Origin of the sequence: Streptomyces gilvosporeus (assembly GCF_002082195.1) — a bacterium.
Classification (GTDB): Bacteria; Actinomycetota; Actinomycetes; order Streptomycetales; family Streptomycetaceae; genus Streptomyces; species Streptomyces gilvosporeus.
Window position 1 is genome coordinate 6,982,230 of the sequence record NZ_CP020569.1, and the last position, 11,911, is coordinate 6,994,140.

At 71.0% G+C, this 11,911-nt stretch carries 9 protein-coding genes and 1 pseudogene; 6 read left to right on the forward strand and 4 right to left on the reverse strand.

All coding sequences use genetic code 11. The features are described 5' to 3' along the window. Positions 1–45: 45 nt before the first annotated feature. Complete coding sequence (locus tag B1H19_RS30905) at positions 46–1,317, forward strand: MFS transporter (protein ID WP_083107994.1); 1,272 nt, start codon at positions 46–48, stop codon at positions 1,315–1,317. On the opposite strand, the gene glgX is transcribed toward B1H19_RS30905, so the two are convergent. Next, the gene (gene glgX, locus B1H19_RS30910; protein WP_083107995.1) at positions 1,253–3,421 is read right to left on the reverse strand and encodes a glycogen debranching protein GlgX; all 2,169 of its coding nucleotides are present in this window, start codon (positions 3,419–3,421) and stop codon (positions 1,253–1,255) included. The two genes, B1H19_RS30905 and glgX, sit on opposite strands and share 65 nt — an antisense overlap. Before the next feature lie 422 nt (positions 3,422–3,843). Between glgX and B1H19_RS30915 the strand changes: the two genes are divergently transcribed. Then, a complete protein-coding gene (locus tag B1H19_RS30915) occupies positions 3,844–5,085 on the forward strand; it encodes an SAV2148 family HEPN domain-containing protein (RefSeq protein ID WP_083107996.1) in 1,242 nt (413 codons plus the stop codon). 38 nt (positions 5,086–5,123) lie between these two features. Here the strand turns inward: B1H19_RS30915 and B1H19_RS30920 are convergent, their stop codons facing one another. After that, positions 5,124–5,825: an SDR family NAD(P)-dependent oxidoreductase gene (locus tag B1H19_RS30920; RefSeq protein WP_083107997.1), complete on the reverse strand. Its 702-nt coding sequence runs from the start codon at positions 5,823–5,825 to the stop codon at positions 5,124–5,126. A gap of 127 nt (positions 5,826–5,952) precedes the next feature. On the opposite strand from B1H19_RS30920, the gene B1H19_RS30925 reads away from it, so the two are divergent. Continuing rightward, positions 5,953–6,669, forward strand: coding sequence for an exonuclease domain-containing protein (locus tag B1H19_RS30925; RefSeq protein ID WP_083107998.1), 717 nt, complete (start codon positions 5,953–5,955; stop codon positions 6,667–6,669). A gap of 33 nt (positions 6,670–6,702) precedes the next feature. Here the strand turns inward: B1H19_RS30925 and B1H19_RS30930 are convergent, their stop codons facing one another. Continuing rightward, positions 6,703–7,590: an aminoglycoside phosphotransferase family protein gene (locus B1H19_RS30930; RefSeq protein ID WP_083107999.1), complete on the reverse strand. Its 888-nt coding sequence runs from the start codon at positions 7,588–7,590 to the stop codon at positions 6,703–6,705. 175 nt (positions 7,591–7,765) lie between these two features. On the opposite strand from B1H19_RS30930, the gene B1H19_RS30935 reads away from it, so the two are divergent. From B1H19_RS30935 to B1H19_RS30945, 3 genes and pseudogenes are all read left to right on the forward strand, one after another. Then, positions 7,766–8,938 carry an RNA-guided endonuclease InsQ/TnpB family protein gene (locus B1H19_RS30935; RefSeq protein WP_083108000.1) on the forward strand — a complete coding sequence of 391 codons (1,173 nt, stop codon included), beginning with the start codon at positions 7,766–7,768 and terminating at the stop codon, positions 8,936–8,938. Between the two features lie 443 nt (positions 8,939–9,381). Further along, a pseudogene (locus B1H19_RS30940) lies at positions 9,382–9,812 on the forward strand (sugar ABC transporter substrate-binding protein); the annotation flags it as partial. A gap of 303 nt (positions 9,813–10,115) precedes the next feature. Next, the gene (locus B1H19_RS30945; protein ID WP_083108001.1) at positions 10,116–11,321 is read left to right on the forward strand and encodes a S8 family peptidase; all 1,206 of its coding nucleotides are present in this window, start codon (positions 10,116–10,118) and stop codon (positions 11,319–11,321) included. Positions 11,322–11,551: 230 nt separating this feature from the next. Here the strand turns inward: B1H19_RS30945 and B1H19_RS30950 are convergent, their stop codons facing one another. Next, a complete protein-coding gene (locus B1H19_RS30950; protein WP_083108002.1) occupies positions 11,552–11,908 on the reverse strand; it encodes an ASCH domain-containing protein in 357 nt (118 codons plus the stop codon). Between the last annotated feature and the right edge of the window lie 3 nt (positions 11,909–11,911).

Below are 11,911 nucleotides of genomic sequence, written 5' to 3' on the forward strand. Positions count from 1 at the left end.
GTCCGGTGGGTGGGGCACGCGGCGCGCCCCGGATAGCGTCGGCCGATGACCGCTGCCTACGCCACCTATCGCCGGGTGATCGCCCTGGGCGGGCCGCTGCTGCCCGTCGTCTCCTTCCTCGGCCGGCTGCCGACCGCCATGTGCCAGCTCGGCAGCCTGCTGCTGGTGGCCGAGACCAGCGGTTCGCTCACCACCGCCGGTCTGGTGGGCGGCGCCCTGGCGGCGGGGCAGACCGCGGCCGGGCCGCTGACCGGCCGGCTCGCCGACCGGCACGGCCAGCGGCCGGTCGTGCTGGCCGCCTGCTGGCTCAACGCGCTCGCGGTCGCCGCCCTGGTGGCGGGCTCCCTGGCGCGGATCGCGACGCCGCCGCTCGCGGCGATCGGCCTGCTGGCCGGGGCGAGCGTGCCGCAGATCGGGCCGCTCGCCCGTACCCGCACGGTGGCGCTGGCCCGTCGCGCGGGCGCCGACGACCGGCTGGTGGGCGCCGCGCTGTCCCTCGAAGGAACCCTGGACGAGGTCTCGTTCGTGCTCGGTCCGGCGCTGGTCGGGCTGGCCGCCACGCTCGCCCATCCGGCCGTCGCCCTCGCGCTGGCCACCGTCCTGCTGGCCGGCTGCGGCTCGGCGTTCGCCCTGCACCGTACGGCGACCGCGCTCCGGCCCGCCAAGGCCCCCGCCGGCGCCCGCCGTGCGCGCACCCGGCTGCCGGGCGGGGTGTGGGCCCTGCGGGCCTCGATGGCCCTCCAGGGCGCCATGTTCGGCGCCTGCCAGGCCGGGATCACCGCCCTCACCGCCCACCTCGGGCGGCCCGCGCAGGCCGGGCTCGTCTACGCCGCGATGGGCGTGATGAGCGCCGCCGCGGGCCTCTCGCTGGCCCTGGTGCCCGCACGGATCGGACTGCCGGCCCGGTGGCGGGCGGCGGGCGTCGCGCTGGTCGCGCTGTCGGCGCCGCTGCTGTGGGTGGGGACGCTGGGGGCGCTGTATCTGGTCGTCGTGGTCCTCGGCGTGGCCTTCGCGCCGCATCTGATCACCGTCTTCGGGCTGACCGAACGGGCGGTGCCCGCCTCCCGGTTGGCCGAGTCGATGGCGTTCCTGACCAGCGCGGTGGTCGGCGGCCAGGCCCTGGCGCTGGCGCTCTCCGGGCGGCTGGCCGACGCCTACGGGCCGCAGGCGGCCTTCGCCGTGGCCGTCGGGGCCGCCGTCCTGATCCTCGCCGTAGCGGCCGCCACCCGGCCGACCGCCGCGGCCCGCCCGGTCACGCGGGCCGTTGCAGCACCAGCAGACTCCGCCCCGTCAGCGTCAGCAGATCACCGGCCTTGACCTTGGCGCCCTGCCCGTCCGCCACCGCCCTCGGCCGGTCGGTGTCCACCACCACCTGCCACTGCCGTCCGTGGTGCGCCGGCACCGTGAACTCCTTGTCCTGCTCGTGCGCGTTGAACATCAGCAGGAAGGAGTCGTCCGAGACCGGTTCCCCGCGCGGCCCCGGCTCCGAGATGGAGCTGCCGTTCAGGAACACCGTCAGCGCCTTGGCATGGACCGACTGCCAGTCGCGCGTGCCCATCTCCTCGCCCTCGGCCGTGAACCATGCGATATCGGACAGATCGTCGTGCGTCCCCTCCACCGGCTGCCCCTGGAAGAACCGCCGCCGCCGGAAGACGGGATGAGTGCGCCGCAGCCACACCATCTGCCGTACGAAGGCGAGCAGCTCCCGCTCGTCGTCCGGCTCCTCCTCCAAGTCCGCCGCGGCGTCCTCGGCGTCCTCCCGGGCGCCGCCGCCCTCCGGCCAGTGCACCCACGACAGCTCGTTGTCCTGGCAGTACGCGTTGTTGTTGCCGCCCTGGCTGCGCCCGAACTCGTCGCCGTGACTGAGCATCGGCACCCCCTGCGACAGCATCAGCGTCGCCAGGAAATTGCGCATCTGCCGGGCCCGCAGCCGCCGCACCGAGGGATCGTCGGCCGGTCCCTCCATGCCGCAGTTCCACGACCGGTTGAAGCGCTCGCCGTCCCGGTTGTCCTCGCCGTTGGCCTCGTTGTGCTTGTCGTTGTACGCGACCAGGTCGTGCAGCGTGAAGCCGTCATGGCAGGTCACGAAGTTCACCGAGGCCAGCGGCCGCCGCCCGTCGCCCTGATAGAGGTCCGACGACCCCGTCAGGCGCGAGGCGAACTCCGCCAGCGTGCGCGGCTCGCCCCGCCACAGATCCCGCACCGTGTCGCGGTACTTGCCGTTCCATTCCGTCCACAGCGGTGGGAAGTTGCCCACCTGATAGCCGCCCTCGCCCAGGTCCCACGGCTCGGCGATCAGCTTCACCCGGCTGACCACCGGGTCCTGGTGCACCAGATCGAAGAACGACGACAGCCGGTCCACCTCGTGGAACTGCCGGGCCAGCGTCGCCGCCAGATCGAACCGGAACCCGTCGACATGCATCTCCTGCACCCAGTAGCGCAGCGAGTCCATCACCAGTTGCAGCACCTGCGGAGAGCGCATCAGCAGGGAGTTCCCGGTGCCGGTGGTGTCCATGTAGTACCGCTTGTCGTCCGTCAGCCGGTAGTACGAGGCGTTGTCCAGCCCCCGGAACGACAGCGTCGGCCCCAGGTGGTTGCCCTCGGCCGTGTGGTTGTAGACCACATCGAGGATCACCTCGATGCCCGCCCGGTGCAGCGCCCGCACCGCCGTCTTGAACTCCAGCACCTGCTGCCCGCGGTCGCCCCAGGAGGCGTACGCATTGTGCGGTGCGAAGAACCCGATGGTGTTGTAGCCCCAGTAGTTCGTCAGCCCCGTGTCCACCAGCCGGTGATCGTGCACGAACTGGTGCACCGGCATCAGCTCCAGGGCCGTGACCCCCAGCTTCGTCAGATGGTCGATGATCGCCGGATGCGCCAGCGCCGCATAGCTGCCGCGCAGCTCCTCCGGCAGCTCCGGGTGCAGCATCGTCAGGCCCTTGACATGCGCCTCGTAGAGCACCGTCTCGTGATACGCGGTCCGCGGCGGACGGTCGTCGCCCCAGTCGAAGTACGGATTGACCACCACCGACGCCATGCTGTGCGGCGCCGAATCCATATCGTTGCGCGCCTCCGGCCCCCCGAAGTGGTAGCCGTAGACCGCCTCGCTCCAGTCGATCCGCCCGCTCATCGCCCGTGCGTACGGGTCCATCAGCAGCTTCGCGGAGTTGCAGCGGTGCCCGTGCCCCGGGTCGTAGGGGCCGTGCACCCGGAAGCCGTAGCGCTGCCCCGGCATCACCCCGGGAAGGTAGGCGTGCCGCACGAAGGCATCGCTCTCGCGCAGTTCGACGGCGGTCTCCGACCCGTCGTCGTGCAGCAGACACAGCTCGATGCGTCTCGCGGCTTCGGAGAACACCGCGAAGTTCGTGCCCGCCCCGTCGTAGGTGGCACCCAGCGGATACATCTGTCCCGGCCAGACCTGCATGCGTAGACTCTTCCACCTTCTCGTCGGGCTGCGGCGACTCCGCGGCACACGTCCGCGGGCCGAAGCGAAATCCTTCCCCAGCCAGGTCCCGCCGGGCGGAAATTCACCGCATCTTCGCCGAAACGTGGGCAGCGGTCTCGATGTCGGATGGTCCTACCGAGGCTTATCAAGACCCTGCCAAAGTCGTACGGTCAACGGGCGGCCCACCGGAACACCCCATCGCGTGGGAACGGGCCCGCGGCATCCGGCTCCCACCGACGTCACGGCTATGAATCCGCTCACTCCCCGGCCGCACCGCGGTGGCAACGCACCCCGCGTTCCTGGGGAGTTGGCCGCCGACTCGGACCATCCTGCTGCACCACCCCCCGCGCCGCAGTAGTCTGCCTTGATCGTTGGCACGGGGGTTCGGAAGGCGGTGGCAGGTGAGCGGCGGGCTGGAGTTGCCCCCTGGTGACGAGGGTCACGAGGGTCATGAGGGCGGCTCCGTCGACGCACCGCCCGGAGCGGTGTCCCTGGCACGGCCGATGGAGATCGGGGCGGAACTCGACTGGGGCGCCGAGGCCTGGAGCGAGGTACGCACCCGCGCCCGCCGGGCCGGCCGTGCCTACATCTGGCTGAATCTGGTCGAGCAGCGGTTGCGGGCCGTGGTGGCGGCCGTGCTGCGCCCCGTATACGAGCCGGTGCACGGCGATGAATGGGTGATCGCGGCGGCCGGGCCCGCCGGGCAGGAATGGGTGCAGCGCGCGGTCGCGGTCCGCGAGGTCAGCCGCCGCAAGGGCTATCTCCTCGACCCCGCCGACGACAACATCCTCAGCTTTCTGACCCTGCCCCAGCTGCGCGAGCTGATGGTCCAGCACTGGCCCTGCTTCGAGCCGTACTTCGACGACCGCCGCGAGGTCGAGCTGGCCCTCGACGAGCTGGAGGTCGCCCGCAACATCGTCTCCCGCAACCGCGCGCTGTCGCGCACCGTCCTCGCCCAGGCGGAGCGGGCCTCGGCCCGGCTGCTAGACATACTGGGCTCCGGCACCGGCACCCGGATCTCGGGCCGGCTGCCCATCGACGCGGTCGAGGACCTCGTCGGCGACCGCTACGCCGACGTCGTCGGCGTCCACCCCGACCGGGTGCGGCTCCAGCGCCAGATCCCCGCCGAGGACCTCTTCGGCGGCGCCCGCCGGCTGGACGCGGTCGGCATAGGGCTGAACCTCCTCGTCCAGAACTACTCCGGCCGCCGCCTGGTCCGCCTCGCCGAATCCGGCTGCCGTATCCGCCTGCTCTTCCTCAACCCCGCCAGCAGCGCGGTCCGTCGCCGCGAGCGCGAAATCGGCCTGAAGAAGGGCGAGATGAGCCGCTCCATCGAGATGAACATCCTCCATATGCGGCGGGTACGGGCCCGGCTGCGCGACCCGGGCGCCTTCGAGATCCAGGTCTTCGACGAGACCCCCCGCTTCACCGCCTATCTGGTCGACGGCGACGGGGCGGACGGTCTGGCGGTGGTGCAGAGCTATCTGCGCAAGAGCCGCGGGATGGAGTCGCCGGTGCTGGTGCTGCGCGGGGGCGGCCGCGACATCGTGCGGTCGGACGGGCGCGACGGTGAGCACGGGCTCTTCGAGGTCTACCGGGAGGAGTTCGAGAGCGTGTGGGCGGACTCGCGGCCGGTGTCGTGAGGTGTGCGGGGGCCTCGTGGGGCGTGCGGCGCCCTCGACTACGGGGTCTCGGGGTACCCGCCGTCCACCCGCAGCTCGATCCCGTTGACGTAGTCGGCGAGCGGGCTGGCCAGATAGACGACCGCCGCCGCGATGTCCGCCGGGCGCCCCGGGCGTTCGCCCGCCGAACCGTCGATGCGCTCCTCGTCGGCCACGATGACCCCGGGGCTCACACAGTTCGCGGTGACCCCGGTGCCCGCGAGATGGTGCGCCAGGCTCGTCGTCATGTTCACCATGGCCGCCCTGGCCGCGGCGGGCGGTGCGGTCCCCGCGGCCCGGTGCCCGACGGTGATCACCCGGCCCCAGCCGTGTTGCCGCAGCGACGGCAGCAGGGTCTGGGTGACCCGCACGGTCGGCAGCACATCGCCCTCGAACGCGGTGTGCCAGTCGGCCGGACCGGTGCCGCCCCAGTCGCCCCCGGCGAACGGGCCGGCGTTGTTGACCAGGATCCGGGCCCCGAAGTCGCGAGCGGTGACCGCGACCTCCTCGGCGACGCCCGGTTCCGTCAGATCGCCGAGCACCACCTCGGTGCGCACCCCGCGGGCCGCGATCTGCTCGGCCACCGCCGCGGCGGCGGCCGCGTCCCGGCCGTGGACGAGGACCGCGCAGCCCTCGTCCGCCAGCGTCCCCGCAATCGCCGCCCCGATCCGCGAACCGGCGCCCGTCACCAGCGCTCCGCGTCCTGCCAGCCGTAGGTCCATGCGGTCAGAGTAGGGGCGGGCGACGGGCCGTGGCTGCCGTGCCGCGACGGGCGGCCGGGGGATTGTCAGTGGCGCATGCGAGAGTGAAACGGCAACGGGGGATGTACCACCGAAGGAGGGGCCGGCCATGAGTTGGCATCAGGAGCTGCTGGTCGGTTTCGACCTGGAGACCACCGGGACCGACATCGAGCGGGACCGTATCGTCACCGCCGCGCTCATCCGCCTGGAGGGGGACGGCCGGGTGGCCCGCAAGCAGTCCTGGCTGATCGATCCGGGGATCCCGATTCCCGAGGAAGCGGCCAAAATTCACGGCATTTCGACCGATTTCGTCCGCGCGCACGGCAGTGCGCCGGCCGCCGCGACAGAGGAGATCACCGAGGCGCTGGCCGAGGCGCTGCGCGCGGAGATACCGCTGGTGGTGATGAACGCCCGATACGACCTGTCGCTGCTCGACCGGGAGTGCCGCCGCCACGGCGTACGGACGCTGACCGAGCGCCTGGGCCATGCGCCCGCGCCGGTCATCGACCCCCTGGTCCTGGACAAGCATGTGGACCGCTACCGCAAGGGCAAGCGCGCGCTCCAGGCGCTGTGCGGCCACTACGGCGTGCGGCTGGACGGCGCGCACGAAGCGGGCGCCGACGCGGCGGCCGCGGCCGGTGTCGCCCGCCGCATCGGGGAGACGTACCCGGCCGTCGCGATTCCCTCACCGCGCGCCCTGCACGCCCTCCAGGAGGAGGCCGCCGCCGATCAAGCCGCCTCGTTCCAGGCGTACTTGCGGCGCTCAGGCGATCCGGCGGCGATAGTCCAGGGGGCCTGGCCACTCATCCCGTACCAGGTCCCCTGAGCGCCGGCCCGACCACCGGCCCGACCGCCGGCGTCAGAAGGGGTACCACCGCACGGTCGCGTCCTTCTCGCGCAGCGAGGCGATCCGGCGGCGGAATTCCTCGCGGGCCGCGGGGTTGCCGGGCGCGTGCTGGGAGACCCAGGCGCAGCTCGCCGTCTCCCGGGCCCCGCGCAGTACGGCACACCCCGCCCAGTCCCGTACGTCCCAGCCGTACACCGCCACAAAGGTGTCATAGGCCTCCGCGGCCAGCCCGTAGCGGTCCCGGCTCAGCGCCATCACCACCAGATCGTGTTCGCGCAGATCGGAGGAGAAGGTCTCCAGGTCGAGCAGCACCGGCCCGTCCGGCCCCACATGGACGTTACGCGGCAGCGCATCGCCGTGCAGGGGGCCGCGGCCCACATGCGACTCCAGCGCCGACGCGGCCGCCGCGAACGCATCGCGGCGCCCGCGCAGATACTCCGCGTCCTGCGCCGAGACGGCATCGCCCGCCAGCCGCAGCCAGCGCTCGACGCCGCCGAGGAGTTCGCGGCGGGGGAGGGCGAACGGCGGTTCCGGCAGCGCATGGACCACCTTCAGCAGTGCGGCGAGATCGCCCGGCCCGGCGGGGCGGACGGCCTCCGGGAGCCGCCGCCAGTAGGTCACGGGATGCCCGTCCACCACGGTGGCCTGCGGTTCGGCGGCGCGTACGGCCGGTACGCCGACGTCCTCCAGCCAGCGGGCGACGTCCAGTTCCCGCTCGGCGCGCTCCAGCAGCTCGGCGCTGCGGCCCACCCGGACGACCGGCCCGCGCTCGCCGAGCGCGAAGACGGCGTTCTCGCCGAGCGAGAGCAGCCGGGCGTCCGCCGCCGCCTCGGGCCGCCCGGCCGCGGCCAGGACGTCCCGGGCGCGCGCCTCGGTGAAGGCGGCGGTCGTCTCGGTCATTGGTTCTCCTTCGTGGATACCTCCGGCTTCAGCCGGAGGAGGAAACGAAGCTCCTGCGGAGCAGGGCAGGGAAAGGCGAATCGCCGCCAGGGCGATTTGGCGTCCACCACGGGTGTGGTGGGGCAGCCCATTTGGCCAAGGAATCTCAACTGTCAGTGCTCACAGGTTGTTGGGCATGACGACGGAAGCGAAGATGGAGGATGCCGGGCACTGCCGGTACACCTACCGGCTTCGTCTGTCGTCCACGGCCCGTGTCGCGCTCGAAGCGGAGTGGGACCGGTTGCGCTGGGTGTGGAATGAGTGCGTCGCGAAGTCGAAGGCGACGTATCTGCACAACAAGGTCACCGGCGAGAAGCAGACGTGTGGTCCGGTGCAGCTCGCCGCGATGCTGACCGACGCCCGCGCCCGTACCCCGTGGCTGGCCGAGGGCGCGTGCGTCCCGCAGCAGCAGTTGATACGCGGCTTCGGCAGGTCCCGCGCGAAGGCACTCAAGGACGTCAAGGCCCGGCTTCCCATGCGGCAGCGGGCCGGGATGCCGAAGTACAAGAAGAAGCGCGAGGCGCGTCCCACTCTGGAGTACACCAAGCGCGGGTTCCGGCTCAAGGACGGGCGCTTGCACCTCGCCGGTGGGGTCGTGGTGCGGGTGGTGTGGTCGCGGGAGCTTCCCAAGCCACCCTCCAGCGTGCGCGTCTACCGGGACAGCGTTGGACACTGGTGGGCATCCTTCGTCGTCCCCGCGGTGACGGATCACCTGCCCGAGACCGGGCACGTGATCGGCATCGACTGGGGCGTCAAGGAAACCGCGACCACTACATCCGACGCCCACGATCTTCCCCACCCGCAGCACGGGAAGAGCGCTGCGCAGAAGCTCGCCCGCTATCAGCGGATGATGGCCCGCAGGAAGCCGAAGAAGGGCCAGCCCAGTTCGAAGGGCTACCGTGAAGCGAAGCGGCAGACCGCGAAGCTGCACAAGAAGGTCGCCCGGCAGCGTCAGGACACCGCCCGCAAGTGGGCCAAACGCGTCGTGCGCGACCATGACGCGTTGGCCGTGGAAGACTTCCGCCCCAAGTTCCTCGCGAAGTCGACCATGTCCCGCAAGGCCGCCGATGCCGCGATCGGCGCCACCAAGACGGCCCTGGGCGAGATGGCCCGCAAGCACGGCCGTGAACTGCACCTGGTCAACCCCGCGCACACCACCATGGACTGCGCACACTGCGGAGCGAGAGCCAAGCACCGCCTACCTCTTTCCGAGAGAACGTATACGTGCACCGCGTGCGGAACCGTGTCCCCACGGGACAAGAACTCCGCCCGCGTGATGCTCGTCCGGGCTGGTCTCGTACCCGGCTAGCGCTGATCTTGTAAGACCTGCGCGTCCGCCGGGCCGCAGGCGAAGTGAGCTAGGAATCCTCCTCGTTTACGAGGGGGAGGAGTCAACGTGGTGCCTCCTGCGGTGCGGGAACGCCCTCAGTGTCGCAGGTCGCCCGCGCCCGCCCGGAAGACATCCGAAGGGGAGGGGGACGGTTCGCCCCGCACGGAATCCGGCCGGATGCGTGACGGCGCGGACCGCCGTCACGACGATGACGGCGGCCGACGGCCCACCGGCTTCGGCCGCCGGACCGGCACCGCCCGACCGCCCGACCGCCCGACCGACGGGCCGGCGGCACGGGCGATGGGGCCGCGGACAACGGGCGAGGGATGGGCGCGACGCCGGCAGTTCCGACGGCGGGAGCGCGGCGCGAGGAGTGCGGGCCATGACCCTCGCCACCGCACCACGGCGCTCCGACGCCGCGCCCCCGGGCCGCGGACTGGACGGTGCTGCCGGCCCCCAAGGACACCACCCTCGACCAGGGCGTGAGCCCGCAGACCCTGTCGGTCGCCGCGGACTGCTCGTACAAGGAGGAGGCGATGGCCTTTACCGACTTCCTCCTCCGCCCGCCGAGCATGGTCCGACTGGCCCTGGGCGACTGGCTGTTGTCGACCGGCTGGCAGGCGCTCGGCCACCGGGCGCTCGGCTCGGCCCGGCACGACTGGGCCACGGGCATGGCCCTCGCGGGCACCCTGCGTGCCGCGCCCGCCCAGTCCGTACGCGGCTATCCCGAGCGCAAGGACAAGATCGCCGCCCCGGCCTCCAGGAGTACTACAGCGGCGCGATCGGCATGGACGCGCTGCGCCAACGACTGGTCGGAAACGGGCACTTGGTGCTCGCCCGCCATCAGAGGTGACGCGCCCCAGAGGGCGACGGGGTGCGGGCAGTCGACCGCCCCTAGCCGCCCTCTATTACACCTGGATTGCGTGAACGCAAAGGGAGTTGAGTCGCTCCGCTTCAACTAAGTGACACCTTTGCCCGACTCTGCGAACTATCCGCCTTTTGCAGGGTTGTTGCTTATGTCACACGATCCGGCGGCCCTTGAATTGACCCCGTCAATCCGACAGGGTTTCGAACCAGTCCGCCGTAGATCGTCCGGTCACGTCGGGCCCTAGCGCAACGCTTTCCCCCCACATCACGAACGAGGAGAACCCTCGCAATGGATCACAAGCGTTCCAGCAAAAAGCGGCTCATCACGGCGTTAACCGCCGCGGTCGCCGCCACTGGCATCGCCGCCGTCACCGCCGTCACCGCCGGCGCTTCGACCACTCCCACCGAGGGCAAGATCTACGGCGCCCAGGCCAAGGGAGCCGTGAACGGCAGCTACATCGTCATGCTGAAGAATTCGGTCCGCACCGCCCAGAGCGGCGACCTCGCCTCCAAGTACGGCGGCAAGCTCAAGCGGAACTTCTCTTCCGTCGACGGCTTCTCGACCAGCGGTATGAGCGAAGAGGACGCCAAGCGACTCGCCGCCGACCCGGCCGTCGACAAGGTCGTCCAGAACCACACGTTCCACATCGACGGCACCCAGGACAACCCGCCGTCGTGGGGCCTGGACCGCATCGACCAGACGGACACCCAGGGCGACAAGAAGTACAACTACCCCGACAGCGCGGGTGAGGGCGTCACCGCCTACGTCATCGACACCGGCATCCACATCAGCCACAAGGACTTCGAGGGTCGCGCGTCCTACGGCTTCAACGCCGTCGACGGCAGCAACAAGGCCGAGGACGACAACGGCCACGGCACGCACGTCTCCGGCACCATCGGAGGCGCCGCCCACGGTGTCGCCAAGAAGGTCAAGCTCGTCGGCGTCAAGGTCCTCAAGGGCGACGGCTCCGGCACCACCGAGCAGGTCGTCGCGGGCATCGACTGGGTCACCAAGAACCACAAGGGCCCCTCGGTCGCCAACATGTCGCTCGGCGGCGGCGCGGACGAGGCACTGGACGCGGCCGTGAAGAAGGCCATCGACTCCGGTGTCACCTTCGGTGTCGCGGCGGGCAACGAGTCCACCGACGCGGGCCAGGGCTCCCCGGCGCGCGTGAAGGAAGCCATCACCGTGGCCTCCAGCACCAACAAGGACGAGCAGTCCGACTTCTCCAACTACGGCAGCGTGGTGGACCTCTACGCCCCCGGCACCGACATCACCTCGGACTGGAACGGCAGCGACGACGCCACCAAGACCATCTCCGGTACGTCCATGGCGACCCCCCACGTCGTCGGTGCCGCCGCGGTCTACCTGGCCGACCACAAGGACGCCAAGCCCGCGGACGTCGAGAAGGCCCTGACGGACGGCGCCACCCCGGACAAGATCAGCAACCCCGGCGCCGGCACGCCCAACAAGCTGCTGAAGGTCATCAAGTAACCACCCCGGCGACCCGGTATCGCCGGCGACCCGGTTCACCCGACAGATTGGCGCCACCCGTCGGCCGTCGTGCTCTCCCCCACGGGGCGCGACGGCCGGCGGTTTTTTGTGTCCGCGTGTTGTGTCCGCGGTTTGTGGGTGCGTTGTGCGGGCGCATGCCAGAGCCGTACGCGACTGAGTACGTTCGCCGGTACATCCTTCCCTCCCCGAAAAGGGGGGAAGGATCGTCACTAGGGCAGCGGGGCGAGGTGAAGGGCGAAGACGCCGAGGGCTTCCTTCTCGGGTGGGTAGATGTCGCGGATCGCGGCGACGAGCTGGTCGTGGGTCATGTCCGGGCCACCGATCGCGGCGGTGTCCTCGACGTCCAGCATCGCCTTGAAGGACTCGTACTCCTTCACCTCGATGATGCGGGTGCTGAGGGATTCGTCTTCGCAGGTGAACCGGAGGGTCTCCCCGGCGGCGAACTTGCGGATCTTGGGATAGCCGACGCGGACTTCGATGGTCTTGGCACCGCTGGCGATCAGGTCGAAGTACGGCTTGCGGATGTTGAGGGAGTGCTCGGCGGGCTGCGATTGCTGGGTGGGCATCGG

Excerpts from the sequence above, each read along its gene's own strand:
- B1H19_RS30920 (WP_083107997.1), bottom strand. The coding sequence starts at position 5,825 with ATGGACCTACGGCTGGCAGGACGCGGAGCGCTGGTGACGGGCGCCGGT.
- B1H19_RS30905 (WP_083107994.1), top strand. The coding sequence starts at position 46 with ATGACCGCTGCCTACGCCACCTATCGCCGGGTGATCGCCCTGGGCGGG.
- glgX (WP_083107995.1), bottom strand. The coding sequence starts at position 3,421 with ATGCAGGTCTGGCCGGGACAGATGTATCCGCTGGGTGCCACCTACGAC.
- B1H19_RS30950 (WP_083108002.1), bottom strand. The coding sequence starts at position 11,908 with ATGCCCACCCAGCAATCGCAGCCCGCCGAGCACTCCCTCAACATCCGC.
- B1H19_RS30925 (WP_083107998.1), top strand. The coding sequence starts at position 5,953 with ATGAGTTGGCATCAGGAGCTGCTGGTCGGTTTCGACCTGGAGACCACC.
- B1H19_RS30935 (WP_083108000.1), top strand. The coding sequence starts at position 7,766 with ATGACGACGGAAGCGAAGATGGAGGATGCCGGGCACTGCCGGTACACC.
- B1H19_RS30945 (WP_083108001.1), top strand. The coding sequence starts at position 10,116 with ATGGATCACAAGCGTTCCAGCAAAAAGCGGCTCATCACGGCGTTAACC.
- B1H19_RS30930 (WP_083107999.1), bottom strand. The coding sequence starts at position 7,590 with ATGACCGAGACGACCGCCGCCTTCACCGAGGCGCGCGCCCGGGACGTC.